The organism is Conyzicola sp. (assembly GCF_057073975.1).
The window spans coordinates 1-25,033 of sequence record NZ_JBXMIS010000140.1 but is presented as its reverse complement, the minus strand read 5'-3'; the positions used below and the strand labels follow the sequence as shown (position 1 = coordinate 25,033).

The window sequence follows — 25,033 nt, the reverse complement described above, 5'->3', positions numbered from 1 at the left end:
TCTCGAGATAGTGCGGGACAGGTACCGTTCGAGTCTAAGGGCGCACCCTCGCGCATTGCTCCGTGTGGGCTCTACCGGAATCGACGCGGCGTCGGGCCTAAACTTGGGCGGATGCCAGTCTTCTCGCCCTACGCCGCGCTGCTCTCGACGATCCCCGTCCGCGAGGGCGTCGTCACCGTCCTCGGCAGCGAGACCCGCTACTGGGACTACGGGCCGGAGGATGCCGCGGTCACCATCGTCGTCGCCCACGGCTACCGTGGCGAGCACCACGGCCTCGAGCCCGTGATCGCCCAGTTCACCGATGTGCGGTTCGTCGGTGCCGACATGCCCGGTTTCGGCGAGTCGGGGCCGCTCACCGAGGTGCCGCACAGCATCGACGGCTACGCGCGATGGCTCGCGGGCTTCGTCGCAGCGCTGAGCCTCGAGAAGGCTGTGCTGCTCGGGCACTCGTTCGGCTCGATCATCTCCAGCTATGCGATCGGCACCGGCCTTGTCGACCCGCCGAAGCTGATCCTGATCAACCCGATCGCGGCATCGGCTCTCGAAGGGCCGAGCGCCATCCTCACGCGCCTCACGATGGCGTTCTACCGCTTGTCGCTGAAGCTGCCGGAGAAGGCCGGCTACTGGCTTTTCGGCAACTGGGCCATCATCCGTGGCATGAGCGTCAAGCTCACCGTCACGAAGGACAAGGCGCTGCGCCGGTTCATCCACGACCAGCACCACACCTACTTCGGCCGGTTCGCGAGCAGGCAGAGCGTCGTCGACTCCTTCGACGCATCGGTCAGCTACACGGTGCGCGACTTCGCAGAGAAGATCACCATGCCGACCCTGTTGGTGGGAGCGGAGAAAGACCCGATCACCGCAGTGAAGCACCTGCACGCGCTCGAGGCGATGATGCCGAACGCGACGCTGCACGTCATTCCCAACGTCGGCCACCTCATCCACTACGAGGTTCCCCGCATCGCCGCGCAGCACATCGTCGACTTCCTCGGCGAGGGAACCCTCGCCCCCCAGGCCTAGGCCAGCTCGCGCGCCTCTATCGCGTTCTGCTCCTCGAGCTCGTCGGTCGCGCACTCGAGCGACTCGACCTCGATCGGATCGTTGAAGGCGATGAGCTCGAGCGCGCCGTCGACGTGGCGGAAGCTGTGCACAGAGCCATTGCGAATGAGCTCTGTGGCGCTCGTGCCCGGCTCCACAGCATTCAGAACACTGCGGATGACGCCACCATGGCTGACGACGACGACCGCCTGACCCGGATACCGCTCTGCGATCGCGACGAGGGCAGGCAGCGCGCGGGCGACGACCTCCTCACGGGACTCCCGGCCGGGAACGTCGGCTCCGGCCGGGTAGAGCGCGTCGATCTCTGCGCCTGTCATGCCCTCTGCCGCACCGTAGTTGCGCTCGACGATGGCCGGATCGATCTCAGGACCTCCGAGTCCGAGCTCCGCGGCGATGAGAGACGCTGTCTCCGCCGCTCTCGACAGCGGGCTCGCCACGATGGCATCCCAGCGACGACGGGCCAGTAGGCGGCCGGTCGCGGTCGCCTGGGCGCGCCCCGTGTCGTTGAGCGGGATGTCGGTGCTGCCCTGGATGCGGTGCGCCCGGTTCCAGTCGGTCTCGCCGTGGCGCACGAGATAGAGCTCGGTCATGAATGCCTCTCAGTGTGCGGGAGCCCGGTTAGCGGGAGAGTCGGTCCTGCAGGGCGAGGAGGATCTCGCTGGCGCCCGCGTCGATCTTGACCGCTGCCCTCGTGTCGCCCTTCGTCTCGCCGCGGTTGATCACGATGAGAGGGATGTGCCGGCGGGTCGCCTGGTCGATGAGCCGGATCCCGGAGTTGACCACGAGCGAGGACCCGGCGACGATGAGCGCGCCCGCCTTCTTGACGAGTGCCGTTGCCTCACCGAACTTCTCTGTCGGCACGAACTCCCCGAAGAACACGATGTCGGGCTTGAGCACCCCGCCGCACACCGTGCAGTCGGGCGTCACGAAGTCGTCGAACGATGCGACGCTGGCGTCGCCATCCGGATTGATCGCGGCGGGGTCGATGGCCTCGAGCCACGGGTTTGCCGCGCTGATGCGCGTCGCGATGTCGGATCGCGCGAACGCCTGGCCGCAGCGGAGGCAGCGCACCTTGTCCATGGTGCCGTGCAGGTCGACGACGCGCTGCGATCCTGCGCGGAGATGGAGGCCGTCGACGTTCTGGGTGACGACGCCGTTGACGATGCCAGCGGCCTCCATCTCGGCGAGGGCGATGTGCCCGGCATTCGGGCGAGCCGCGTCGAAGTGGCTCCAGCCGAGATGGCTGCCAGCCCAGTAGCGCTTGCGATACTGGGGGTCGACGATGAACTGCTGAAAGGTCATCGGCGTGCGCGCTGGGGCACCCTCACCGCGGTAGTCGGGAATGCCGGAGTCGGTGCTCACGCCCGCGCCCGTGAGCACGGCGATCTCCTTGCCAGCCAGGATGTCGACTGCTCGCTCGAACTGCTCTGCCGCGAGGTCGGGAAGCGCCGGAACAGGCACAGTCGACATCGACATGAACGCGCCTTTCTCTCGTTGCTCCTGTAAGACTAAACACCGCAGTTTTCGGATATGTTTCCAAACGCTGTCAAGAGAGGCTCATTCCCATGCAGGTGCACCGCATCACCGACCTCTCGACCCCGGCCCTTGCCGACTACAAGGGCCTGACAGACGTGGCCCTTCGGCGGGTCAGCGAGCCCGCTGGTGGGCTCTACATCGCCGAGTCTGCCAAGGTCATTGCCCGCGCTCTCGCCGCCGGTCATCGCCCTCGCTCTGTGCTGCTGCTCGAGCAGTGGCTGCCAGAGGTCGAGCGGCTGCTGGCCGACCACGACGTGCCGGTGTTCATCGGCACGACCGAACTGCTCGAGCAGCTCACCGGCTTCGAGATGCACCGCGGAGCCCTTGCCTCGATGCACCGTCCAGAGCTTGTCGATCCCTCGGAGCTGCTGCAGAACGCGCGTCGCGTCGTCGTGATCGAGGATGTCGTCGACCACACCAACGTCGGTGCGATCTTCCGCTCCGTCGCCGGTCTCGGCGCCGACGCCGTGCTCGTGACACCTCGCTGCGCCGACCCGCTCTACCGGCGCAGCGTGCGGGTGAGCATGGGCACCGTCCTGCAGGTGCCGTGGACCCGGCTTCCCGAGTGGCCGGAGGCCGCCAGCGTGCTGCGGGACGCTGGCTTCCACATCGCGGCGCTGGCGCTCGCGGATGACGCGGTCAGTCTCGAGAGCTTTGCCGCGTCGCCGCCGGAGCGCGTTGCGATCCTGCTCGGAGCCGAGGGCGACGGTCTCAGTCAGCCAGCCCTCGCGGCCGCCGACTCGATCGTGACGATCCCGATGCTGCACGGCGTCGACTCGCTCAACGTCGCTGCGGCATCCGCGGTAGCCCTATACGCGCTGCGGGTGAAGCCGTAGCGCACCGGCTCGGCTGTCAGGCGTGACGCTCATCGCGAATTACGATTGACCGGTGCCGCTCTCCCGACGACAGATTCTGCGCCGCCGTCGCACGGCCGTCTTCGGGGGCCTCGGTCTCGTGCTCGCAACGGCGTTCTACCTGCCGTTCACCCTGCTGGCGCCCTTGCATGCAAACGCTGCCCAGCTCGATCCGTATGTCGCTCCTGTCACGGCCGCGCCGACTCTCACCTTCCCCGGCTACGGCGCCACTGCCGTTGGCGCGGTCGGCTTCCCCGGCATCCTCGCCTCGAGCGGCACCAGTGATGCGCTGCCGTTGGCCTCGATCTCCAAGATCGTCACCGTGCTCGTGACACTCGAGGCCAAGCCGCTCGGTGTCGACGAGGCCGGACCCGACATCGCCTTCACCGCGGCAGACGTCGCGCTCTACAACGACTATCTCAAGCGCTACGGGTCGGTGAAGCCGGTGAGTGCGGGTCTTGTGCTGAGCTACCGCGAGGTGCTCGAGCTCACGCTTGTCGCCAGCGCCAACAACTACACCGAGAGCCTGGTGAACTGGGCATTCGGCTCCGAGGCGGAGTTCCTGCCGGTCGCCAACGCCTGGCTCGCAGAGCACGGCCTGACGACGATGGTGCTGGCCGACTCGACCGGCATGAATCCACAGAACGTGGGTGCGGCATCCGATCTCATCGAGCTCGGCAAGCTGGCGCTGGCTGATCCGCTCGTCTCCGAGCTCGTCTCGACCAAGAAGGTCTCGATTCCCAGCGTCGGCGACATCAAGAACACCAACAAGCTGCTCGGGGATGCCGGAGTGCGCGGCATCAAGACGGGAACCCTCGACGAGGCCAACCTGCTGTTCGCCGCCGACTACGAGGTCGGGGACCACACTGTGACAATCGTCGGCGTCATGCTGGGCGCCGAGGACCACACCGTGCTCGACAAGGATGTCGTCACGCTCCTCACCAGCGTCAGGCCCGGCTTCCAGCAGGTCGATCTCACGGTGGCCGGGCAGGAGTACGGCAGTTACTCGACCCTGTGGGGCGACGAGTCAGAGGTCGTGGCAGCCGACGACGCCTCCATCGTGGTGTGGTCGGACACGGCGATCAGCCTGCTCGTTCAGGCGCGCCCGGTGACGCTCGGGGTGGAGGGGGAGAACGTCGGTACCCTGACCTTCACCGTTGGCACCTCCACCGTGCAAGTGCCGCTCGAACTCGAGTCGACGATCGATGACCCCGGCGTCGGCTGGCGGCTCTCACACCCCACCGAGCTGTTCTAGACGATCACTCCCACCCCACTTCGGGCAGTCGCAACCGATTCTCAGCGTTGTCCATTATTCTGGGGTCATCCGTTGGGCAGTTGCCCGTAATCGCTTGGCTGGGAAGTCGACTTGCAGTCTTAGAGGTCCGTTGACAATTCCAGCCGCCGCTTCTGGCGTACCTGCTTCCCGTGTCGTCCGCACCGGCCCCCGTGGCATCGGCAATCCCGTGTCGGAGTTCTCCGCGCTGCTCAACACGGTGCGCGACGCAGGGTTGCTTCGCCGCCGTACCGGGTTCTACATCGCCACGTTCGCGGTCATCACGGTGCTGTTCGCCGGTGCCTGGGTCGGGTTCGCCCTGCTGCAGGACAGCTGGTTCATCCTCATCATCGCCGGCGTGCTCGGCATCCTCTTCACCCAGTACGCGTTCCTCGGCCACGAGGCCGCACACCGCCAGGTGTTCGAGTCGGGTAAGGCCAACGAGCTCAGCGGTCGCATCCTCGCCGACTTCTTCGTCGGAATGAGCTACTCGTGGTGGATGAACAAGCACACCCGCCATCACGGCAACCCCAACACGGTTGGCAAAGACCCCGATATCGAGCCGGACTTCATCATCTTCCAGGAGAAGGACGCCGCCGCCCTCCGCGGCCCTGCGGCGTGGATCAGCCGTCGTCAGGCCTGGCTCTTCTTCCCCGCTCTGCTTCTCGAGGGCATCAACCTCCACCGACTGGCCTACAGCACCGTCTTCTCGCGCAAGAAGGTCGAGAAGCGCGCCCTCTCGATCGTGCTGCTGTCGATCCGCAACATCGCCTACCTGTCTGTCGTGTTCTACTTCCTGCCACTCGGTATGGCCTTCGCCTTCCTCGGTGTGCAGCTGGCCATCTTCGGCCTCTACATGGGTGCATCGTTCGCGCCCAACCACGTCGGCATGCGCATCCTGCCCGCCGACAGCAAGGTCGACTTCCTCCGCCGTCAGGTGCTCACCAGCCGTAACGTGACCGGCGGATGGTTCATGAACCACTTCATGGGCGGTCTCAACTTCCAGGTAGAGCACCACCTCTTCCCGAGCATGCCGCGACCGCACCTGCGCAAGGCGAACGAGATCGTCAAGGAGTACTGCCTCGCCCGTGACATCGAGTACTCGGAGAACAACTACTTCGCGGCGCAGGCACTCGTGCTCGAGTACCTCAACCGGGTTGGGCTCGTTGCTGGCAGCAAGTCGTGGGCGTGCCCAGAGGCTCAGGCCTACGGCCGCTAGCCGTCGACTGATGAGCGCCGGGCTCTAGAAGCCCGGCCGCTTGGGCGAGACGTTGTCGCCGCTCGACTGGTGGCGCAGCCGTCGCAGCACCCACGGAACAAAGTGGGTGCGTGCCCACACGGCATCCTCTGCCCTCGCCTGTCGCCACGCCACGCGCGGCAGCGGCTCCGCCTCGAACGGCTCAAGGTCGTTCTCGACGTTGAGGGCGGCCAGCACCATACGCGCGACCGTCTGGTGGCCGACGGGGGAGAAGTGCAGGCGGTCGGGTGCCCACATCCGTGGATCGCTGAGTTCTCGCAGAGCCCACATGTCGGCGACGACCGCGTCGTACTTCTGGGCGAGAGCACGCAGGTTCTCGTTGTAGATCGCAACCTTGCCGCGCACCCGGCTCAGCACCGGTGTCATGCCGATGTCGGGGCCGTTGAACATGACGACCGTCGCGCCGGTGCTGCTGAGGCGTGCAAGCCCCGTCTCGAACCTGGCCGCGACGTCGTCGGGATCGGTGCCTGGCCGGATGATGTCGTTGCCGCCCGCAGACACCGACACAAGGTCTGGCTTGAGCTCAATCGCGGCCTCGACCTGCTCGTCGAGGATCTGCTGCAGCAGCCTGCCGCGAATGGCAAGGTTCGCGTAGGCGAAGTCGTCGGTGCCGGCCGCGAGCACTTCGGCGACGCGGTCGGCCCAGCCCCGATGACCCCCAGGGCTTGCTGGCTCCGGGTCGCCGATTCCCTCGGTGAACGAGTCACCGATGGCGACGAAGCGGGTCCACGGGTGCTGCTGAGGCATGTTCCAATCTTGCTCCTCCCATCACGCGTGCGCCAACCTGAGCGCTTCATGTGCGTCCACCTAACAGTCAGGCAACGTCCAGCGCAAGGGGTTGCCCCCCATCCGGGGGCGATGCCAAGCTCGTTCATGGCCCCGAGACCCGGGGCGGAAACACTGAACGACTGGGAGGTCGTTATGACCATCATTGGATGGATTCTTCTTGGACTAATTGCCGGCGCTATCGCGAAGGCGATTCTCCCGGGAGCGCAGGGAGGTGGCTGGATCGTCACCATCATCCTCGGCATCGTTGGTGCTCTTCTCGGTGGTTTCATCGGCAGCGCTCTGTTTGGCATCGGGCTTGAGGGCTTCTTCTCGCTCGAGACCTGGCTGCTCGCGATCGGTGGTGCGATTCTCGTGCTCCTGATCTACGGCCTCGTCACGCGAGGCTCGCGCCGGGCCTAATACCCCTTAGCTCGACCGCACCCGGTTCGCCCCCTCGAAGGGTGAGCCGGGTGCGGTGTTTTAACGGGTCACACCGGTCGGAGTCGGCAGCTGGTGCGAGACTGGCTGCATGGGCAAGCAGGACGGCAGCGCGCGACTGACAAGCGCGCTGGATGTCGACGACAGCACCGCAACGATCCTGCACGTCGACATGGACGCCTTCTTCGCCTCGGTCGAGCTGCTCGAACGGCCAGACCTCCGTGGTCTCCCGGTGATCGTCGCTCACGACGCGGCGCGGTCCGTCGTCACGGCAGCCACCTATGAGGCGCGAAGGTTCGGAGTCAACTCCGCCATGCCGCTCGCGCTGGCCAAGCGACGGTGCCCTCAGGCTGTCATCCTCGAACCGCACTTCGAGCGCTACCAGCACTACTCGCGAGTCGTCTTCGGCATCTGCGACGACTTGACGCCATCCGTCGAGCGGCTCGGCATCGACGAGGCCTTCCTCGACGTCGCCGGCGCTGGCAAGGTCATCGGCAGCCCCGTGCGGGTGGCGACTATTCTGCGCGAGCGGGTGCGAGCAGAGACGGGGCTCGTGTGCAGCGTCGGTGCGGCGGCGTCCAAGTTCGTCGCGAAGCTCGCATCGGGCCAGTCCAAGCCCGACGGCCTCCTGGTGGTGCCGCGAGAGGAGACGGTTCAGTTTCTGCGTCCCCTGCCGATCTCGCTGCTGTGGGGCGTCGGCGCCAAGACGGAGGCCACGCTCAAGAACCTCGGCCTTCACACAATCGGCGATCTCGCCGACACCCCAGTGGCAACCCTCACGCGCATGATCGGGCCGGGCGCCGGCGCAAAGCTGCACGATCTCGCCTGGGGCATCGATCCGAGAACCGTGCAGCCGAGAGCAGAGGAGAAGAGCATCGGCCATGAGGAGACGTTCGGCGTCGACATCACCGACGAGCGCATCATCCGCCGAGAACTGCTGCGGCTCTCATCGATGGTCGCCGTGCGACTGCGGGAGGCCGGCATGTCAACGCGCACCGTGGCCATCAAGGTGCGGTTCTCCGACTTCAGCACCGTCACCCGCTCTCATACGATCGCCGACCCCACATCGACAGGTCGCCGCATCTTCGAGGAGGCGATGACCCTCTACCGCGCCCTCGGCCGCGACGAGCCCGTGCGGCTCATCGGTGTTCGCGCGGAGCAGCTCGGCACGGCGGGCTCGTCGACCTTGTGGGACGTCGACGAGACCTGGACCCAGACAGAGGGAGTGATGGACGCGGTTGCCGAGCGCTTCGGCCGCGGCACCGTCACGCAGGCCTCGCTTCTCCACCACAGCAATGGCCGCTCGATCGAGCGCGACATCCAGGCCGAGGTGACCGGGCATGTCAGAAACGCCCCTGTCAGAGGCGTCGACTAAAGTCTGATCAAGTGACGACAACTCCTCCCACCCGCATCGTGGGAACGTTCGCCGCAGAGCACCTCTCACCCTCCTACCCAGAGCGCGCAGCGCGCGGAACCGCCGATCGCCTTCGCGCCTGGCAGGCCGAGGCGCTCGACCTCTACTTCGAGCGCGAGCCACGCGACTTCCTCGCTGCGGCCACGCCCGGTGCAGGAAAGACCACCTTCGCGCTGCGTCTGGCGACAGAGCTCATCGCCCGCCGTGTGGTCGACCGGGTCACAGTGGTGGCTCCGACGGAGCATCTGAAGCGCCAGTGGGCAGATGCCGCCCACCGGGTCGGCATCCGACTGAACCCAGAGTTTCGCAATGGCGATGCATTCGGCGGTCGGCGCTTCCACGGACTCGCGGTCACCTATGCGCAGGTCGCGATCAAGGCTGAGCTGCACAAGCGCATCACAGAGTCGGCCCGCACCCTCGTCATCCTCGACGAGGTGCACCATGGTGGCGACGCGCTGAGCTGGGGCGATGCGATCCGTGAGGCCTTCGGGCCGGCTACACGGCGGCTGTCACTAACCGGAACCCCTTTCCGCAGCGACACTGCCCCGATTCCCTTCGTGACCTACGCACCGGATGCCGCGGGCATCCGCACGTCTGTCACCGACTACAACTACGGCTACGGTCGCGCTCTCGCCGACGGCGTGGTGCGCCCCGTGCTCTTCATGGCCTACGCCGGCCGCATGCGCTGGCGCACCACGACGGGCGACGAGATGGAGGCGCGGCTCGGCGAGGGCGACACCAAAGACGTCACCGCCCAGGCATGGCGAACCGCGCTGTCGCCAGAGGGGGAGTGGATGCCGTCGGTGCTCGCCGCGGCTGACCGGCGCCTCACCGAGGTGCGCGACAACATCCCCGACGCCGGTGGCCTCGTCATCGCAACCGACCAGGCGAACGCCCGCGCCTACGCAGAGCTGCTGCAGCGCATCACCGGGGAGAAGCCGACCGTCGTCCTCTCTGACGAGAAGGCCGGCTCCGACAGGATCGACACGTTCTCGCAGGGCACGAGCCGCTGGCTCGTGGCCGTGCGGATGGTGTCGGAGGGCGTCGACGTTCCTCGACTGTGCGTCGGCGTCTACGCGACCTCGGCATCCACCCCTCTGTACTTCGCGCAGGCGGTGGGGCGATTCGTTCGTGCGCGCCGCCGTGGCGAGATCGCCTCGATCTTCGTTCCCAGCGTGCCGACCCTCATGACCCTCGCCCACGCCCTCGAGCTGGAGCGCGACCACGCGCTCGACCGCGACTCTGGAGACACGCTGCTCGACGACTCACTCCTCGTCGAGGCGGAGACCAGCGAGAGCGTCTCAGAGAGCCTGACAGAGGAGTATGACTGGAAGGCCCTCGAGTCGGATGCCAACTTCGACCGGGTGCTGTTCGACGGCGCGGAGTTCGGTTTCGCCGCGGAGACACTCAGCGATGAGGAGCACGACTTCCTCGGTATCCCGGGAATCCTCGAGCCCGACCAGGTGCGCGAGGTGCTGCAGGCGCGCCAGGCGCGCCAGTCCCGCCGGTCGTCGGCCCGCGAGCAGGCGCTCCCTCCAGAGGAGCGCACGCCGCCGCCGCTCTACCGCACCCTCAAAGACCAGCGCAAGGTGCTCAACGGGCTCGTGTCGATGCGGGCCAAGCTGTCGGGTCAGCCGCACGGCATCATCCATGCCGAGCTGCGCCGGGTGTGCGGTGGGCCAGCAGTCGCACAGGCGACCGTGTCGCAGTTGCAGGCGCGCATCGACTACCTTCGCAAGCTGTCGAAGTCGGCGCACTAGATCTCGGCGCACTGGGTCTCACCGCGTCCCGTGCGGGTTAAACAAAGAAGCCCCGGTTGCCCGGGGCTTCTTCGTTCAGTCTGGTGTATCTAATGAATACAAAGACTAGAGTGCGCGGATGTTCTCCGCCTGCGGGCCCTTGGGGCCCTGCGTGATCTCGAACTCGACCTTCTGGTTCTCGTCGAGAGACTTGTAGCCCGAGCCCGTGATTGCCGAGTAGTGGGCGAAAACGTCCGGACTACCATCCTCAGGAGCGATGAAGCCGAAGCCCTTTTCTGCGTTGAACCACTTGACTGTGCCTGTTGCCATTTTTAAAACTCCTCCAGGAGCGTTTCTACTTGGTTCCGATTGTCGAAACCGTTGCCGCGCGCCATCATCACTGACAATGCGCGGTTGTGGCTAAGGCTATAGCAGATATTGCCCTCGTGAGTGAAAACGAGAATAACTGGAACCCAAAAGTAACCTGCTGTAATGCGACCGAAATGTACCCCGAACGAGGGCGGAGGTCAGCCAGAGAGCTCTGCGAGGGCTCCGATGAGGCTATCTAGCCCGGACTCCAGGTCGTCCATGACGAGTGTTGCGCCCGTTTCGCGCAGGTCGTCAGCGGGGTACACGCCCGTCGCAACGGCCAGGAAAGGGATCCCAGCGGCTGTCGCGGCGATGTCGTCGCCGGGCGTGTCGCCCACGATCACGAGCGCGTCAGACGGGTGGTCCGCCTTCGCTGCACGCGTGAGGTCAGACCTCACCGGCGTCTCGTGGCCGAAGTAGGAGTGGTCCCAGTCGAACAGCGACGGGTCGATGCCGGCGCCAGAGATCTTGTAGCGACTGCGGTTGGCGGAGTTGCCCGTCAGAAGCGCGTTCACCCATCCAGCGCTGGATGCCGCGGCAAGGGCCGAAAGGACGCCTGGGCAGATCTCGCGATGGCTGCCGCTCTCGTGGCGCAGCCGCGACAGCTCGTCGAGGTGCACCGATGCGCTCGCGTGCAGCGACTCTGGGAGGCCGTGCGCGGCGAGCGACTCCCGCAGGATCTGGCCGTCGGTCTTGCCGTGGGTGTTGGGAAGGCGCACCGCGATCGCGTGACCCACTGCCAACTCGATGGCCTCGTGGTACAGGTTGCCCGCATCCTTGCCATTGCGCACCAGCGTTCCGTCGACGTCCCAGAGTATGTAGTTGGTCACGAGTCCATCGTGCCATCACCGACGGCACCTCGATTCCCAAAGCTGAGAGACTAGACGGATGCCGTCTGCCCTCCCGCTCGCCGACCCGGCCCCGCTCGACGGCATGCTCCCGCCGTCTGTGCTGGATGGAGCGACGGAGCGCGACTTCGGGGTCTACGTGCACGTGCCCTTCTGCCGCGTGCGCTGCGGATACTGCGACTTCAACACCTACACGACCGACGAACTGCGCGGGGCTCGACGCAGCGACTACGCCGGCCAGGCGGCGACCGAGGTTTCGCTTGCCGGGTCGGTGCTGCGGGCATCCGGCCTTCCAGACAGGCCAGCGTCGACGGTGTTCTTCGGTGGGGGAACCCCGACGCTGCTTCCGGCATCCGATCTCGCTGCGATACTCGGCGCGATCGTCGACGAGTGGGGCGTGGTTGCGGGCGCGGAGATCACGACGGAGGCGAACCCCGACTCCGTCGACTTCGACTACCTGGTCGCGCTTCGCGAGGCAGGATTCACCCGGGTGTCGTTCGGCATGCAGTCCGCGGTGCCCCACGTGCTCGCCGCTCTCGAGCGCACGCACGACCCGCACCGGATACCGCTGGTCGTCGAGTGGGCGCGTCAGGCGGGACTCGGCGTCAGCCTCGACCTCATCTACGGCACACCCGGCGAGTCGATCGACGACTGGCGCACGTCGCTCGAGCATGCGATAGCCCAGCACCCCGACCACCTCAGTGCCTACGCCCTCATCGTGGAGGACGGTACGAAGCTCGCGCGGCAGATCCGCAGCGGTGAGCTGGCCATGCCAGACGACGACCTGCAGGCCGACATGTACGAGCTCGCCGACGAGCTGCTCTCCGCGGCCGGCTTCGAGTGGTACGAGGTAAGCAACTGGCGCGCTGGCGACACCGCGAGTCGGCACAACCTCGCCTACTGGCGCGGGCACGACTGGTGGGGAATCGGGCCAGGAGCGCACAGCCACGTCGGCGGAGTGCGCTGGTGGAACGTGAAGCATCCATCCGCCTACGCGGACCGCATCGCGGCAGGGCACTCACCGGGTGCCGGGCGCGAGACGCTCGACGCTGAGACTCGGCGGGTCGAGGGAGTGCTGCTGTCGACGCGCATTCGCGAGGGGGTCTCGATCGCCGTGCTTACGGCATCCGGTCGACGGGCGGTCGCCGGCCTCATTGCCGATGGACTGGTCGATGCAGCCGAAGCCATTCATGGCACTGTCGTGCTGACGCTGCGCGGCCGGCTACTGGCCGATTCGGTCGTGCGCAGGCTGCTGGACTAGCCGCAGCTGAACTAGGGGCTACTCGACTAGCTCACGAAGCGGATCGAGAGCGGGTAGGTGTAGTACTCGCCGCGGTTCGCTGCCATCGCCGCAAGGATGCCGAACACGATCTGCAGAACGTAGACGGCGAGCAGCAGGAGGATGCCGATGCCGATGAGCGAGAGCACGAAGCCGACGACGAGAGCGATGAGCATCGTGAGCTGGAAGTTGAGCGCGGTGGCGCTGTGCTGGCGAATGAACGGGCCGCGGTCCTTGAGCACGAGGTAGCCGATGACCCCGGCCCAGAATCCGACAAACACGAAGCCTCCGATGTGGATGAGCGTCGCCCAGAGCTTCTCGTCACTGGGGCTCATCGGGGTCTGCGACTGCACGTACGGGTTGGCGGGAGGCGGCGTGCTCATGGGGCCATCAAACAGCAGAACGGCCCCGGAGCAAACCCCGGGGCCGTTCTGAGTGCAGGCGAGCTGCGAAATGACTACTTGATGAGGCGCAGGGCGAACGGGTAGCGGTATGCGACGCCGTCCTTGGTCTTGAGGAAGCCCTGGATCGAGAAGATCACCGTGACAACCCAGAGGGCGAGCGGCAGGATCCAGCCGATGAGGCCCCAGATGCCGAAGGTGACGGCCGTCAGGATCGTGTTGATGATGATGATCGCAACCTGGCCGATGAGGGCGGTGATCTGGAAGTTCAGCGCCTCCTTCGCCTCGGTGTTCGTGAACGCGCCGCGGTCCTTGAAGATGAGCCAGATGATGAGCGAGGGCAGGATGCCGATGATGCCACCAAGGTGCGCGAAGCTCGCCCACTGGCGGTCCTCGGTCTCGGAGAGGGGGGCGGCCGGAACCGGAGCCGGAGTTGAATCAGTCATGTGTCGTTGCCTTTCAGGTGAACGAGGGTAGGTCCCGTGGTGTGTCTCGGGGCTTGCGCTCATGCTCGCACCCCGTATGAGGGGCGCGCGCAAGCACAGAGACAAGCTAGCGCTTGGATAACGATGCGTGCAACGCCTTCGTCGCTGTGTGTCGCGATACAATTGGCAGTCAGGCATACGGAGTGCTAGCACAGGAAAGGCGGGTGTTCGTGGTCTCGGATCGTGGTCTCGAGGTGCTTCGCGTCATCGTGCAGGACTATGTGGCCTCCCGCGAACCCGTCGGATCCAAGTCGATCGTCGAGCGCCATTCGTTCGGTGTGTCCGCGGCGACGATCCGTAACGACATGGCCAGTCTCGAGGAGGAAGAGCTCATCGCAGCTCCTCACACATCCTCCGGTCGGGTGCCGACCGACAAGGGCTACCGGGTGTTCGTCGACCAGCTCGCCGACCTCCGACCACTGAGCTCTGCCCAGCGTCAGGCGATCGAGACATTCCTCGGCCAGTCGGTCGACCTCGACGACGTGCTCGCCCGCACCGTTCGACTGCTCTCGCAGCTAACCAACCATGTTGCCCTCGTGCAGTATCCCTCGCTCGCGAAGTCACGGGTGCGGCACATCGAGCTTGTGCCGCTCAGCGCGCGCAGAGTGATGGTCGTCTTCATCTCCGACAGCGGGCGGGTCGAGCAGAACATCATCGACCTGCGAGCGGATGTCGGCGTCGATGACATCGCCGAGCTGCGATCGAAGCTCAATGCCTCGATCGGCGGCCTTGGGCTTGCTGAGGCGGCATCCATTCTCGCCTCGTTCCCGTCGCAGTTCGCTGCCGATCGGGCCGACCTCGTCACCGACATCACATCGAGTCTTCTTGACCAGGTCGCGGCAAATCGCCAGGAGAAGCTGGTTATGGCGGGGGCGGCCAATCTCGTGCGCACGGAGAACGACTTCACCGGAAGCATCTACCCGGTGCTCGAGGCAATAGAAGAGCAGGTCACGCTGCTCAAGCTGTTCAGCGAGGTCGAGGCCGACCGCAACGGCGTGGCCGTGAGTATCGGCCGGGAGAACGCGGAGTTCGGCCTCGGCGAGACGTCGGTGCTCTCCAGCGGCTACACGACCTCTGGAGGCACCGTCGCCCGACTCGGCGTCCTCGGCCCGACTCGCATGGACTACTCCAACAACATGGCCGCGGTTCGCGCTGTCGCCCGATACCTGACTCGCCTGCTCGGCACCGACTAACCAATGCCGATGCACTGGCACGCGCCTAGAATTCCAACCGTGAGGACGAAGAACCACTGTGGCTGACCATTACGACGTACTCGGTGTCGAGAAGACGGCATCGCCGGAGGAGATCAAGAAGGCGTACCGCCGGATGGCTCGCGAGTTCCACCCGGATGTGAATCCGGGCAAGGAGGCAGAGGAGAAGTTCAAAGAGGTCACCCACGCCTACGAGGTGCTCAGCGACCCAGGGCAGCGCGCTAACTACGACGGCGGCGGAGCCCCCGGGTTCAGCGCCGGCGGCTTCGGCGGTTTCGGCGACATCTTCGAGACCTTCTTCGGAGGCGCCCCCGGCGCCGGAGGCAGCGGAGCCGCACCCCGCTCCCGCACCGAGCGCGGCGGGGACGCACTGTTGCGAGTCGAGGTCGAGCTCGCCGAGGTCATGTTCGGCACCAAGCGCGACATCGAGGTCAACACGGCCGTGCTGTGCGAGACCTGCGAGGGCAGCTGCTGCGCGCCGGGCACCCGCGCTGTCGTCTGCGACATCTGCCACGGCTCCGGCCAGATCCAGCGGGCGGTTCGCAGCCTGCTCGGCAACCTCATGACCTCCAGCCCCTGCGGCACCTGCCGCGGGTTCGGCACCGTCATCCCGAGCCCCTGCGTCACGTGTGCCGGTCAGGGGCGCGTGCGCGCGAGCCGCACCATGACCATCGACATCCCTGCTGGCGTCGACACCGGGCTGCGCCTTCAGCTGCAGGAGCAGGGCGAGGTCGGCCCGGCCGGCGGTCCCCGCGGCGATCTGTACCTCGAGATCAAGGTCAAGCACGACGACATCTTCAGCCGCAACGGCGACGACCTCCTCGCGACCGTCGAGGTATCGATGGCCGACGCGATCCTCGGCACCAAGACGGTGATCGAGGGACTGGATGGCGAGATCCCGATCGAGATCAAGCCGGGCACCCAGAGCGCAGAGATCATCACCGTCAAGGCGCGCGGCATCACGCACCTGCGTGGCGGCGGTCGCGGCGACCTCAAGGTCGGCGTGCAGGTGCTCACCCCGTCACGGGTCAACTCCAAGGAGAAGGAGCTGATCCAGCAGTTCGCGCAGAGCTACAGCTCGCCGCCGCCGATCCTCTCGAAGTTCCAGCAGGGGCTCTTCGCCAAGGTGCGCGACCGCTTCCTGAGCTTCTAGCAGGGCTGCCTCCCGTGGCCTCGCTCTACCTCAGCAGCGCACTAGAGTCGGCGACCGTCGGCGCCGTTGTCGTGCTGATGGGGGAGGACGCCAAGCACGCCATCACGGTCTCGCGCACGCGGGTCGGTGAGCGCCTCGCGATCGGCAACGGCCGCGGACTCGTGGTCTCTGGCGCGGTGAGCGCGATCGAGCCGGGTGCGTTGTCCCTTCTCGTCGAGAGCGTGCGCGATGAGGAGCGCCCCTCGCCAGAGCTCTGGCTCGTGCAGGCGCTGGCCAAGGGCGATCGCGACGAGCTCGCCGTTCAGGCGGCCACCGAGCTGGGCGCCAGCGGCGTCATCCCGTGGTCGGCCTCCCGATCGGTGTCGCGGTGGGATGCCGCCAAGGCGGAGAAGGGGCGAGCGCGGTGGGAGTCGATCGTTCGCGAGGCGAGCAAGCAGAGTATCAGGGCCTGGGTTCCCGCGGTGGAGCCCGTTGCCAGCGCTGCCTCGATCGGCGCGCTCGACTCCGTGCTCGTGCTCGATCCGACGGCGACCACCCGCCTCAGCGAGGTCGTGCTGCCGACCGCAGGGCGCATCCATCTCGTTGTCGGCCCGGAGGGCGGCATCGACGAGCGCGAGTTCGCAGTGCTCGGCGGCACCCGGGTGCGCCTCGGCGCAGAGGTGCTGCGCACGTCGACAGCCGGCCCTGCCGCACTCGCCGTGCTGAACGCGCGGCTCGGCCGCTGGTGACAAGGCTCGCCGGCCCACCCCCGGCTGGCACCCCGCTTCCCGTGATTGCCAGCCGCCTCGCCGGCACCGACCCGGTCGAACCGGTCTGGCTCAACCTCGACGGAGGCCTCACGATGCGGCTCGGCGACCGCTACCTCAAGTGGGTGCCAGCCGGGCTCTCGCTCGCCGCGGAGCGCGAGCGCCTCGAGTGGGCCGCGACGTTCCACCCGGTTCCCGTTGTGCTGGGCCATGGGGTCGACGAGGACGGCGAGTGGATGCTGACGCGAGCCATCGACGGCGTGTCGGCCGTGACGCTGACGAGCGATCCGCGCGCTGCGGCGGTTGCGCTTGGCGAGGGCCTCCGCGCCCTCCACGAGAACCTCCCGGTGGAGTGGTGCCCCTTCGACTGGTCTGCGCAGAGCAGGGGAGGCATCGACGCTCCCGACGTCGATCAGCTCGTCGTCGCCCACGGCGACGCGTGCCTGCCGAACACCCTCGTCGACGCGCACGGGCGATGGGTCGCGCACGTCGACCTCGGCTCCCTCGGGCTGGCCGATCGCTGGGCCGACCTCGCCGTCGCGTCGATGAGCCTTGACTGGAACCTCGGCGAGGGATGGCAGCCGGCGTTCTTCGCTGCGTACGGCGTCGATCGAGACGAGGAGCGCATCCGGTACTACCGGTCCCTCTGGGATCACCCAGCGTAGAATGAGGGATATGTCTACTGAGAGCCCGACCGTGTTCGAGCGCATCATCGCGCGCGAGATTCCGGCAGACATCGTGTTCGAGTCAGACGACATCATCGCCTTCCGCGACATTGCGCCGCAGGCTCCCGTGCACATCCTCGTTGTTCCGAAGACCTCGGAGTACGCCAATGTCGCGGAACTCGCCGCCGGTGACCCGGCGCTGCTGGCAGAACTGGTCTCTGTGGCATCCCAGATCGCCGACGGCGACTACCGGCTCGTGTTCAACACCGGCGCCGGTGCCGGCCAGACGGTCTTCCATGTGCACGCCCACATCCTCGCGGGCGGGCTAGAAGAAGGAACCCTTGCCAAGTAGCGAAGAGTCACTGTCAGCACACGTCGAACTCGACGTCGATGGCGTCGCCATGGTTCGGCTGCTCGGGCCACAGGACCGGCTGCTGCGCACCATCGAGCGCGCGCACCCGTCTGTTCGCGTTCTCGTGCGCGGCAACCACATCGAGCTCGACGGGGAACCCGCCCAGGTCGAGGCCGCCCGTGAGCTTGTTGTCGAACTGGTGACCATGGTTCGCAACGGAGTCGACCTCGGCGATACCGAGGTGACCGAGTCCGCGCGCATCCTCCAGCGGGGAGGTGGGAGCCCGGCAGAGCTGCTGAGCCAGGCCATCCTGACCAGCCGCGGCAAGAGCATCCGACCGAAGACCCTTGGCCAGAAGGCCTATGTCGACGCCATCGACGAGCACACCATCACCTTCGGCATCGGGCCAGCCGGCACCGGCAAGACCTATCTCGCGATGGCCAAGGCGGTTCAGTCGCTGCAGCGCAAAGAGGTCGAGCGCATCATCCTCACGCGCCCCGCCGTTGAAGCGGGGGAGCGCCTCGGGTTCCTTCCCGGCACGCTCACCGACAAGATCGACCCGTATCTTCGGCCCCTCTACGACGCCCTCAACGAGATGATGGATCCCGAGATCGTGCCGAAGCTTCTCGCAGCGGGCACCGTCGAGGTCGCGCCGCTCGCCTACATGCGCGGTCGCACGCTCAACAACGCGTTCATCATCCTCGACGAGGCGCAGAACACGAGCCCTGAGCAGATGAAGATGTTCCTGACGCGCCTCGGCTTCGGGTCGAAGATCGTCGTCACGGGCGACGTGACGCAGGTCGACCTGCCCACGGGTGCCAGCGGCCTTCAGCTCGTGACGAGCGTGCTCAACCGGATCGACGACATCCACTTCGCCAGACTCACGAGCGACGACGTGGTGCGCCACACCCTCGTCGGCGAGATCGTCGACGCCTACACCCGGTACGACGCCGAGAAGATGGCGCGAGAGCACAGGAAGAAGACGCGCTGATGTCGATCGAGATCAACAACGAATCGGCGATCGCCGTCGACGAGGCCGCTATTCAGCGACTCGTCACCTTCGCCCTCGACCAGCTGCACGTGCACCCCGACGCAGAGCTCGCGATCGTGCTCGTCGACGAGGCCGCCATGGAGCAGCTGCACGTGCAGTGGATGGACGAGCCCGGCCCGACCGACGTGCTCAGCTTCCCCATGGACGAGCTGCGCCCGGGCACGGAGGACGCCCCGACTCCACCAGGACTCCTCGGCGACATCGTGCTCTGCCCGCAGGTCGCGATCGCCCAGGCGGAGACCGCCGGGCACTCCACGCTCGACGAGCTGCTGCTGCTGACCACCCACGGGCTGCTCCACCTTCTCGGGTTCGACCATGCAGAGCCCGACGAGGAGAAGGTGATGTTCGGCATCCAGCGCGACATCCTCCTCGGGTTCACACTCTCCGAACGTCGGTAGCTCCCCGTGATAATCCCGCTCTTCGTCAGCGCGGCGGTGCTGCTCGTCGCCATCGGCGGCCTGCTCGCTGCGGCCGATGCCGCGTTGACGGTGGTGAGTCGCAACGACATCGTCGACATGGCTATCGGATCGCGCTCCGGCAAGGCTCTCATCGCGATCTCGAACGACATCGGCGCCCACATCAATGCGATCAACTTCATGCGCGTGGTATCGGAGACGACCGCGGCCGTTCTCGTCTCGCTGAGCTTCGCCTATGCGATCACGGAGTGGTGGTGGGCGCTGCTGTTCTCCGCGCTCATCATGACGGCCGCGTCGTTCGTGCTGGTTGGCTCGAGCCCGCGCAGCGTCGGGCGGGCGCACGCGCGTGCCATCCTTCGATTTGCCGCACCGTTCATCCGTGGCATCCGCATCGCCATCGGGCCGATCGCCAACGCGCTCGTCGCCCTCGGCAATCGCGTGACCCCTGGCCGGCCGCGTGCAGCGAGCTTCTCCAGCGAGGAGCAGCTGCTCAGCATGGTCGACGAGGCGACAGAGCTCGACGTGCTCGAGGAGGACGACCGTGAGCTCATCCACTCGATCTTCGAGTTCAACGACACCGTCGTGCGCGAGGTCATGATCCCGCGAACCGACATGGTGACGATCGACAGTACCGAGACCGTCGACGCGGCGATGTCGCTCTTCCTCAGCAAGGGCGTCTCTCGAATCCCGGTCGCCGGTGCCGACGTCGACGAGGTGCTCGGAATCCTCTACCTTCGCGACGTGGCACGGCTCAGCTTCGAGCGACCGAAGGACGCATCGAAGACCCCGGTCGTCGCGATTGCGCGCCCTACCCTCTTCGTTCCAGAGTCGCAGAAGGCCGACAACCTGCTTCGCACCATGCAGCTCGAGTCGAACCACCTCGCCATGGTCGTCGACGAGTACGGCGGGATAGCCGGGCTGGTCACGCTCGAAGACCTCATCGAGGAGCTCGTAGGCGACATCTCCGACGAGTACGACAACGACATCGCCGAGTTCGAGCAGCTCGACGGGGGGGTCTACCGGGTCAGCGCACGCCTCTCGGTCGACGAGCTCGGCGACCTCTTCGGCATCCAGCTGGATGACGACGACGTCGACACCGTCGGCGGCCTCCTCACCAAGGCGGTCGGCCGCCTTCCCGTCGCAGGATCCAGCGCCAACGTCTCCGGGCTGGTGCTCACTGCCGAGCGCACCGAGGGGCGGCGCAAGCAGCTCGTCACCGTGCTCGTCGAGCGCGATGAGGCACTCGCCAGCGCCCAGCAGGCATTCACTCCAGAAAGAGACGACCAATGACCGATCCCTCCTACCGCGCTGGCTTCGTCTCATTCGTCGGCCGCCCGAACGTCGGCAAGTCGACGCTGACCAACGCACTCGTCGGCGAGAAGGTGGCGATCACCTCCTCGAAGCCGCAGACCACCCGTCGCGCCATCCGCGGCATCGTGCACGCCGAGAACGGCCAGCTGATCGTCGTCGATACCCCCGGAATGCACCGCCCGAGAACCCTTCTCGGCGAGCGCCTCAACAGCGTGGTGCAAGACACCCTCGGGGAAGTCGACGTCATCGGGTTCTGCATGCCGGCCAACGAGAAGGTCGGACCGGGCGACAAGTACATCAACGAGCAGCTCGATGCGTTTCCCCGGGCGAAGAAGGTCGCGATCGTCACGAAGATCGACACGACGAGCCGGCCCGCGGTTGCGGAGCAGCTGCAGGCGATCAGCGAGCTGCGCGACTGGGACTCGGTGATTCCTATCTCCTCCGTCGGCAAGATCCAGCTCGACGTGCTCACGCGCGAGCTCATCAAGCTCATGCCACTCTCCGAGCCGCTCTACCCACCGGAGGCCCGCACCGACGAAGGGCTGGAGGCACGCATCTCCGAGCTCATCCGTGAGGCGGTGCTCGAGGGCGTGCAAGACGAGCTGCCGCACTCCATCGCCATCACGATCGACGACATGGTCGAGCGGGAGGACGGCGAGCTGCTCTCCGTCTACGCCAACCTGTTCGTCGAGCGCGACAGCCAGAAGGGCATCATCATCGGCCACCAGGGCTCTCGACTGCAGGATGTCGGGGCCAGGGCCAGGGCAGAGATCGAGAAGCTCGTCGGGCACCAGGTCTTCCTCTCGCTGCGCGTCAAGGTGGCGAAGGAGTGGCAGCGCGACGCGAAGCTGCTCGGCCGACTCGGCTTCTGACCCATACATCGCACGGATGATTCTTGGCTCCGCAGGGATGGCGAAAGCCCGCGCGGCTCGATAACCCACCCCCGACGATCTAGCGTTAGTGGCGTGTTCCGCCCATTGAAGATGCGCCAGCTCGCAATCGACGTCTCGATTGCCGCCATCGCCTTCCTGCTGCGGTCCACCCTTGGCTACGACTCGCTGGCGATGCTCGTGGTGGTTGTCGGGATGGCGACCGTCGTGGCCATCCACCGGCTCTCTCCGACACTCGCGCTCGCACTCGCGTGGGCGAGCGTCATCGTGCAGCTCGCCTTCGGGCTGTCGCCCGACCTCTCGAACGCGGCGATCCTGCTCATGCTGTTCGCCACCGCGGCCTATGGCACGCCGGTGGTGAAGTGGCTCGGGCTCATCTCGACGGGTGTCGGCTCGTTCGTCGCGACGATCTACCTGCTCGGGCAGGGTGCGGCGAGCTCGAGTGACTGGTCGAACCTCGCCCGCGAGGTTCTAGGCAACCTTCCGCGGTACTCCGCCATCTTCGTCGGCGGTTTCACCGCCGGGCTCGCACTGTTCGTGCTCAGCTGGTCGCTCGGCCTCCTGATGCGGTCGCTGCGAACGACGCGGGAGAGCCGCCTCGCGCAGGCGACGGCAGAGGCAGAGCAGCTCGATGCGGAACGCGATGTCGCCATCGAGCAGGAGCGCAACCGCATCGCCCGCGACATGCACGACGTCGTGGCCCACTCGCTCGCGGTCGTCATCGCACAGGCAGACGGGGCTCGTTATGCGATGACCGCGGATCCAGCGGCGGCCGACGCGGCGCTCGCCACGATCTCCGGAACGGCGCGCGAGGCGCTCGGTGACGTTCGCATCCTGCTCGGCCAGCTTCGACACCGTCAGGGGGAGTCGCCGAAGCCGACGCTGGTCGACCTCGACCGGCTGTTCGACCAGATGAGGGCCTCCGGCCTCGATATCGTTCGCCGCGACACCGGAACCCCAGAACCGCTCGGCACTGCCCAGCAGCTCGCCGTGTACCGCATCGTGCAGGAGTCGCTGACCAATGCCCTCCGCCACGGCGACACCTCCCGCGAGGTGCTGGTGGCTTTTGCCTGGGGCCCTGGCACACTCACCGTCAGCGTCTCCAGCGCGCTCGGCACCACACCGCACGACAAGCGAAAGGCAGGGCACGGCATCGACGGCATGAGGGAGCGCGCGATTCTCGCTGGCGGCAATTTCTTCGCGGGGGAGCGCGGCGACAGGTTCGTCGTGAGCTCCACCCTGGCGGTCGTGGCCACCATGCCGATCCCGGTGGTGCGCGCGTGAGCGGCGCGCGCATCCGGGTCGCGCTCGTCGACGACCAGGCCCTGTTTCGCGCGGGAATCCGCATGCTGGTGTCATCGCAGCCCGACCTGCAGTTCGTCGGCGAGGCCGGTGACGGGGTCGAGGGCGTCGCCATCGCGTCGTCCGCACGCCCCGACGTGGTGCTCATGGATATCAGAATGCCCGTCATGGACGGCATCGAGTCGACCCGGCGCATCCTCGAGAACGCGGAGGCGACGGGATCACGAGCGCCCCGCATCATCGTGCTGACGACCTTCGACCTCGACGAGGCGGCGGCCCGCGCCATTCGGGGCGGGGCGAGCGGCTTCGTCCTCAAGGATGCGGAGCCGGAGTTCCTGCTCGCGGCCATCCGCACGGTTCACGCTGGCACGGCCGTCATCGCCGCAGGCCAGACGCGCGAGCTGTTCGAGCACTTCGACTCCCGATCGTCGGCGCTGGAGGTGCCGGCATCGTTCGGCGAGCTCACCTCACGGGAGCGCGAGATCTTCACCCTCGCCTCGCGCGGGCTCAGCAACTCCGAGATCGCGAAGGCCGAGTTTCTCAGCGAGGCGACGGTGAAGACGCACATCAGCCGCATCCTGGCCAAGCTCGGGCTGCGTGACCGGGTGCAGCTCGTGGTCTTCGCCTACGAGAACGGCCTGACCAGCTAGCGGTTCGCCTTCTCCACCGCGCCGCGCAGCGTATCGAGGTCGCTGCCGGGGAACAGCTCGACGGGAAACAACGAGAACACCCGGATGCCCTGGTGTCGCAAGATGACGAAACTGCCGGCCACCGTGACGCTGCGGTATGCGCGATAGGCGGAGACCCCGGAACCGAGCGGACCCTCCGTTCGGATGCCCGACTCCCCGAGACCGACGGCGATGCGCGATCCCACCGGCAGCCGCCGTGCGTTGCTTCTCAGCGTGCGACGGTAGACGACGAGGGCATAGGCGGGGATGAAGAGTACGTAGGCGACTCCCAGCGCCGCGAAAACCGGGTTGTCGATCCATGCCGCGAGCACGAGAAGCACGACGCCGAGCAGCGCGAGCACGATGAAGGTCGCAATGAGTGCTGGCCGGCTGAAGGTGAACGCCGTGAAGGCGCGCGCCATCCGAGGGCTGAACTCACCGTCGACGATGTACTCGTGCTGGACAGCTATCGTCTCTGGCTCTGTGGACACGCTCGAATACTAGCGACGTCATCCTCACGATGTAGCGGGTCGAGACGTGCGCCCGATTCAACCGGCGACAGTGATTCCTAGCCTTGGGCCATGACCAATTCCAGCCACACCAGCGGGCTCGTTGCCCGCGTCGAATCGCTCTCCAAGTCGTACGGCAGCCACGGCAACCCCGTTGCCGCGCTGTCAGAGGTGACCATCGGAATCAATCGCGGAGAGTTCACCGCGATCATGGGCCCGAGCGGCTCCGGCAAGTCGACGCTCATGCACATCATGGCCGGGCTCGACTCCGCGACGACGGGGCGTGCGTGGCTCGGCGAGACCGAGATCACCAGCCTCGCGGATGACGCACTGACGGTGCTCCGGCGCCGTCGCGTCGGATTCGTCTTCCAGAGCTTCAACCTCGTGCCGACGCTCGACGTGATGGGCAACATCCTTCTTCCCTTCGAACTCGACGGACGCCGCCCGACCGAGGCAGAGGGCGCGTGGATCGACGAGCTCGTCGCCTCGCTCGGTCTCGTCGACCGCCTCGCACACCGCCCGCACGAGCTCTCTGGCGGTCAGCAGCAGCGTGTTGCCATAGCCCGTGCCCTCGGCACCCGCCCCGACCTGGTGTTCGCCGACGAGCCAACGGGCAACCTCGACTCTCGCACCGGCCGAGAGGTGCTCTCCCTGCTCGGAGCCGCGAGCCGCAACTACGGCCAGTCGATCGCGATGGTCACCCACGACCCGATCGCCGCCAGCTACGCCGACAGAATCGTGTTCCTCGCCGACGGCCACGTGGTCGACGACCTGCCGAAGTCCTCGGCAGAGCAGATCAGCGCCCTCATGCTGGGAATGGAGGCGCGCGCATGATCCCGCGCGGCATCCGCGAGCACATCCCCAGCGTGCTCGTTGCGGCGCTCAGCAGTGCTTTCGGCGTCGCGGTTCTGGAGTTCTTCACCGTGCTGACCCAGATCATCCTCGCCGATTCCGTGACCGGCCAGAGCGACACCGTCGTCTTCTTCCTCGGGTTTCTCGCCTACGTCTTCATCGTCATCGCGATCTACGTCGGCGCTG

General features: G+C 66.6%; 28 protein-coding genes and 1 pseudogene. 21 read left to right on the top strand and 8 right to left on the bottom strand.

The annotated features are described in order from the left end of the window. Nucleotides 1–111: 111 nt before the first annotated feature. Nucleotides 112–1,020: an alpha/beta fold hydrolase gene (locus AC14A7_RS13025; protein ID WP_484009728.1), complete on the top strand. Its 909-nt coding sequence runs from the start codon at nt 112–114 to the stop codon at nt 1,018–1,020. Here the strand turns inward: AC14A7_RS13025 and AC14A7_RS13020 are convergent. Both AC14A7_RS13020 and AC14A7_RS13015 read right to left on the bottom strand, forming a co-directional pair. After that, nucleotides 1,017–1,649, bottom strand: a complete 633-nt coding sequence (locus AC14A7_RS13020; protein ID WP_484009726.1) for a histidine phosphatase family protein — start codon at nt 1,647–1,649, stop codon at nt 1,017–1,019. The genes AC14A7_RS13025 and AC14A7_RS13020 overlap by 4 nt on opposite strands. 28 nt (nt 1,650–1,677) lie before the next feature. Continuing rightward, nucleotides 1,678–2,529 carry a Sir2 family NAD-dependent protein deacetylase gene (locus tag AC14A7_RS13015; RefSeq protein WP_484009764.1) on the bottom strand — a complete coding sequence of 284 codons (852 nt, stop codon included), beginning with the start codon at nt 2,527–2,529 and terminating at the stop codon, nt 1,678–1,680. A 95-nt stretch (nt 2,530–2,624) separates the two neighbouring features. Between AC14A7_RS13015 and AC14A7_RS13010 the strand changes: the two genes are divergently transcribed. From AC14A7_RS13010 to AC14A7_RS13000, 3 genes are all read left to right on the top strand, one after another. After that, the gene (locus AC14A7_RS13010) at nt 2,625–3,431 is read left to right on the top strand and encodes a TrmH family RNA methyltransferase (protein ID WP_484009724.1); all 807 of its coding nucleotides are present in this window, start codon (nt 2,625–2,627) and stop codon (nt 3,429–3,431) included. A gap of 52 nt (nt 3,432–3,483) precedes the next feature. After that, complete coding sequence (locus AC14A7_RS13005; protein WP_484009722.1) at nt 3,484–4,704, top strand: D-alanyl-D-alanine carboxypeptidase family protein; 1,221 nt, start codon at nt 3,484–3,486, stop codon at nt 4,702–4,704. Nucleotides 4,705–4,834: 130 nt separating this feature from the next. Continuing rightward, the gene (locus AC14A7_RS13000) at nt 4,835–5,941 is read left to right on the top strand and encodes a fatty acid desaturase family protein (protein ID WP_484009720.1); all 1,107 of its coding nucleotides are present in this window, start codon (nt 4,835–4,837) and stop codon (nt 5,939–5,941) included. A gap of 24 nt (nt 5,942–5,965) precedes the next feature. Here AC14A7_RS13000 and AC14A7_RS12995 read toward each other — a convergent pair whose 3' ends face one another. Beyond that, entirely contained in the window at nt 5,966–6,727 is a 762-nt protein-coding gene (locus AC14A7_RS12995) for an SGNH/GDSL hydrolase family protein (RefSeq protein ID WP_484009718.1), read from the bottom strand. A 174-nt stretch (nt 6,728–6,901) separates the two neighbouring features. Here AC14A7_RS12995 and AC14A7_RS12990 point away from each other — a divergent pair, with 174 nt between their 5' ends. The 3 genes from AC14A7_RS12990 to AC14A7_RS12980 all read left to right on the top strand — a co-directional run bounded on the left by AC14A7_RS12990 (nt 6,902) and on the right by AC14A7_RS12980 (nt 10,360). Further along, a complete protein-coding gene (locus tag AC14A7_RS12990) occupies nt 6,902–7,168 on the top strand; it encodes a GlsB/YeaQ/YmgE family stress response membrane protein (RefSeq protein WP_484009716.1) in 267 nt (88 codons plus the stop codon). A gap of 109 nt (nt 7,169–7,277) precedes the next feature. Beyond that, entirely contained in the window at nt 7,278–8,561 is a 1,284-nt protein-coding gene (dinB, locus tag AC14A7_RS12985) for a DNA polymerase IV (RefSeq protein WP_484009714.1), read from the top strand. A gap of 11 nt (nt 8,562–8,572) precedes the next feature. Further along, nucleotides 8,573–10,360, top strand: coding sequence for a DEAD/DEAH box helicase (locus AC14A7_RS12980; RefSeq protein WP_484009712.1), 1,788 nt, complete (start codon nt 8,573–8,575; stop codon nt 10,358–10,360). A gap of 105 nt (nt 10,361–10,465) precedes the next feature. On the opposite strand, the gene AC14A7_RS12975 is transcribed toward AC14A7_RS12980, so the two are convergent. Then, nucleotides 10,466–10,669: a cold-shock protein gene (locus tag AC14A7_RS12975; protein WP_484009710.1), complete on the bottom strand. Its 204-nt coding sequence runs from the start codon at nt 10,667–10,669 to the stop codon at nt 10,466–10,468. A gap of 197 nt (nt 10,670–10,866) precedes the next feature. Further along, nucleotides 10,867–11,538, bottom strand: a complete 672-nt coding sequence (locus tag AC14A7_RS12970; RefSeq protein ID WP_484009708.1) for an HAD family hydrolase — start codon at nt 11,536–11,538, stop codon at nt 10,867–10,869. 58 nt (nt 11,539–11,596) lie between these two features. Here AC14A7_RS12970 and hemW point away from each other — a divergent pair, with 58 nt between their 5' ends. Then, nucleotides 11,597–12,817: a radical SAM family heme chaperone HemW gene (gene hemW / locus AC14A7_RS12965; RefSeq protein ID WP_484009706.1), complete on the top strand. Its 1,221-nt coding sequence runs from the start codon at nt 11,597–11,599 to the stop codon at nt 12,815–12,817. A gap of 26 nt (nt 12,818–12,843) precedes the next feature. Here hemW and AC14A7_RS12960 read toward each other — a convergent pair whose 3' ends face one another. Further along, on the bottom strand, nt 12,844–13,218 hold the full coding sequence (locus AC14A7_RS12960; RefSeq protein ID WP_484009705.1) for a DUF4870 domain-containing protein: 375 nt from the start codon (nt 13,216–13,218) through the stop codon (nt 12,844–12,846). A 74-nt stretch (nt 13,219–13,292) separates the two neighbouring features. Further along, complete coding sequence (locus AC14A7_RS12955; RefSeq protein WP_484009703.1) at nt 13,293–13,682, bottom strand: DUF4870 domain-containing protein; 390 nt, start codon at nt 13,680–13,682, stop codon at nt 13,293–13,295. A gap of 209 nt (nt 13,683–13,891) precedes the next feature. On the opposite strand from AC14A7_RS12955, the gene hrcA reads away from it, so the two are divergent. The 11 genes from hrcA (at nt 13,892) to AC14A7_RS12900 (ending at nt 23,468) form a co-directional block, all read left to right on the top strand. Then, the gene (hrcA, locus tag AC14A7_RS12950; protein ID WP_484009701.1) at nt 13,892–14,914 is read left to right on the top strand and encodes a heat-inducible transcriptional repressor HrcA; all 1,023 of its coding nucleotides are present in this window, start codon (nt 13,892–13,894) and stop codon (nt 14,912–14,914) included. 58 nt (nt 14,915–14,972) lie between these two features. Then, a complete protein-coding gene (dnaJ, locus tag AC14A7_RS12945; RefSeq protein WP_484009699.1) occupies nt 14,973–16,085 on the top strand; it encodes a molecular chaperone DnaJ in 1,113 nt (370 codons plus the stop codon). A 14-nt stretch (nt 16,086–16,099) separates the two neighbouring features. Beyond that, entirely contained in the window at nt 16,100–16,813 is a 714-nt protein-coding gene (locus tag AC14A7_RS12940) for a 16S rRNA (uracil(1498)-N(3))-methyltransferase (protein WP_484009697.1), read from the top strand. After that, nucleotides 16,810–17,496, top strand: a complete 687-nt coding sequence (locus AC14A7_RS12935) for a phosphotransferase (RefSeq protein WP_484009695.1) — start codon at nt 16,810–16,812, stop codon at nt 17,494–17,496. Before AC14A7_RS12940 ends, AC14A7_RS12935 begins: the two co-directional genes overlap by 4 nt. A 10-nt stretch (nt 17,497–17,506) precedes the next feature. Further along, a complete protein-coding gene (locus AC14A7_RS12930; protein WP_484009693.1) occupies nt 17,507–17,848 on the top strand; it encodes a histidine triad nucleotide-binding protein in 342 nt (113 codons plus the stop codon). A gap of 49 nt (nt 17,849–17,897) precedes the next feature. Then, nucleotides 17,898–18,839, top strand: a complete 942-nt coding sequence (locus AC14A7_RS12925) for a PhoH family protein (protein WP_484009762.1) — start codon at nt 17,898–17,900, stop codon at nt 18,837–18,839. Beyond that, entirely contained in the window at nt 18,839–19,297 is a 459-nt protein-coding gene (gene ybeY / locus AC14A7_RS12920; protein ID WP_484009691.1) for an rRNA maturation RNase YbeY, read from the top strand. Before AC14A7_RS12925 ends, ybeY begins: the two co-directional genes overlap by 1 nt. Nucleotides 19,298–19,303: 6 nt before the next feature. Further along, entirely contained in the window at nt 19,304–20,605 is a 1,302-nt protein-coding gene (locus AC14A7_RS12915; protein ID WP_484009689.1) for a hemolysin family protein, read from the top strand. Then, nucleotides 20,602–21,498, top strand: a complete 897-nt coding sequence (gene era, locus AC14A7_RS12910) for a GTPase Era (RefSeq protein WP_484009687.1) — start codon at nt 20,602–20,604, stop codon at nt 21,496–21,498. Before AC14A7_RS12915 ends, era begins: the two co-directional genes overlap by 4 nt. Nucleotides 21,499–21,591: 93 nt before the next feature. Further along, the gene (locus tag AC14A7_RS12905) at nt 21,592–22,800 is read left to right on the top strand and encodes a sensor histidine kinase (RefSeq protein WP_484009685.1); all 1,209 of its coding nucleotides are present in this window, start codon (nt 21,592–21,594) and stop codon (nt 22,798–22,800) included. Then, nucleotides 22,797–23,468, top strand: a complete 672-nt coding sequence (locus AC14A7_RS12900; RefSeq protein ID WP_484009683.1) for a response regulator — start codon at nt 22,797–22,799, stop codon at nt 23,466–23,468. Before AC14A7_RS12905 ends, AC14A7_RS12900 begins: the two co-directional genes overlap by 4 nt. Here AC14A7_RS12900 and AC14A7_RS12895 read toward each other — a convergent pair. Beyond that, nucleotides 23,465–23,977 carry a hypothetical protein gene (locus AC14A7_RS12895; protein WP_484009681.1) on the bottom strand — a complete coding sequence of 171 codons (513 nt, stop codon included), beginning with the start codon at nt 23,975–23,977 and terminating at the stop codon, nt 23,465–23,467. The two genes, AC14A7_RS12900 and AC14A7_RS12895, sit on opposite strands and share 4 nt — an antisense overlap. Before the next feature lie 90 nt (nt 23,978–24,067). Between AC14A7_RS12895 and AC14A7_RS12890 the strand changes: the two genes are divergently transcribed. Then, nucleotides 24,068–24,829: an ABC transporter ATP-binding protein gene (locus tag AC14A7_RS12890; protein ID WP_484009679.1), complete on the top strand. Its 762-nt coding sequence runs from the start codon at nt 24,068–24,070 to the stop codon at nt 24,827–24,829. Continuing rightward, nucleotides 24,826–25,033: pseudogene (locus AC14A7_RS12885) on the top strand (hypothetical protein); the annotation flags it as partial. The gene AC14A7_RS12890 and the pseudogene AC14A7_RS12885, both read left to right, overlap by 4 nt.

Coding starts and splice junctions, on each gene's coding strand:
- AC14A7_RS13025 (WP_484009728.1), top strand. CDS start 112: ATGCCAGTCTTCTCGCCCTACGCCGCGCTGCTCTCGACGATCCCCGTC.
- AC14A7_RS13020 (WP_484009726.1), bottom strand. CDS start 1,649: ATGACCGAGCTCTATCTCGTGCGCCACGGCGAGACCGACTGGAACCGG.
- AC14A7_RS13015 (WP_484009764.1), bottom strand. CDS start 2,529: ATGTCGACTGTGCCTGTTCCGGCGCTTCCCGACCTCGCGGCAGAGCAG.
- AC14A7_RS13010 (WP_484009724.1), top strand. CDS start 2,625: ATGCAGGTGCACCGCATCACCGACCTCTCGACCCCGGCCCTTGCCGAC.
- AC14A7_RS12995 (WP_484009718.1), bottom strand. CDS start 6,727: ATGCCTCAGCAGCACCCGTGGACCCGCTTCGTCGCCATCGGTGACTCG.
- AC14A7_RS12990 (WP_484009716.1), top strand. CDS start 6,902: ATGACCATCATTGGATGGATTCTTCTTGGACTAATTGCCGGCGCTATC.
- dinB (WP_484009714.1), top strand. CDS start 7,278: ATGGGCAAGCAGGACGGCAGCGCGCGACTGACAAGCGCGCTGGATGTC.
- AC14A7_RS12975 (WP_484009710.1), bottom strand. CDS start 10,669: ATGGCAACAGGCACAGTCAAGTGGTTCAACGCAGAAAAGGGCTTCGGC.
- hemW (WP_484009706.1), top strand. CDS start 11,597: ATGCCGTCTGCCCTCCCGCTCGCCGACCCGGCCCCGCTCGACGGCATG.
- AC14A7_RS12960 (WP_484009705.1), bottom strand. CDS start 13,218: ATGAGCACGCCGCCTCCCGCCAACCCGTACGTGCAGTCGCAGACCCCG.
- AC14A7_RS12955 (WP_484009703.1), bottom strand. CDS start 13,682: ATGACTGATTCAACTCCGGCTCCGGTTCCGGCCGCCCCCCTCTCCGAG.
- AC14A7_RS12930 (WP_484009693.1), top strand. CDS start 17,507: ATGTCTACTGAGAGCCCGACCGTGTTCGAGCGCATCATCGCGCGCGAG.
- AC14A7_RS12925 (WP_484009762.1), top strand. CDS start 17,898: ATGGTTCGGCTGCTCGGGCCACAGGACCGGCTGCTGCGCACCATCGAG.
- ybeY (WP_484009691.1), top strand. CDS start 18,839: ATGTCGATCGAGATCAACAACGAATCGGCGATCGCCGTCGACGAGGCC.
- era (WP_484009687.1), top strand. CDS start 20,602: ATGACCGATCCCTCCTACCGCGCTGGCTTCGTCTCATTCGTCGGCCGC.
- AC14A7_RS12890 (WP_484009679.1), top strand. CDS start 24,068: ATGACCAATTCCAGCCACACCAGCGGGCTCGTTGCCCGCGTCGAATCG.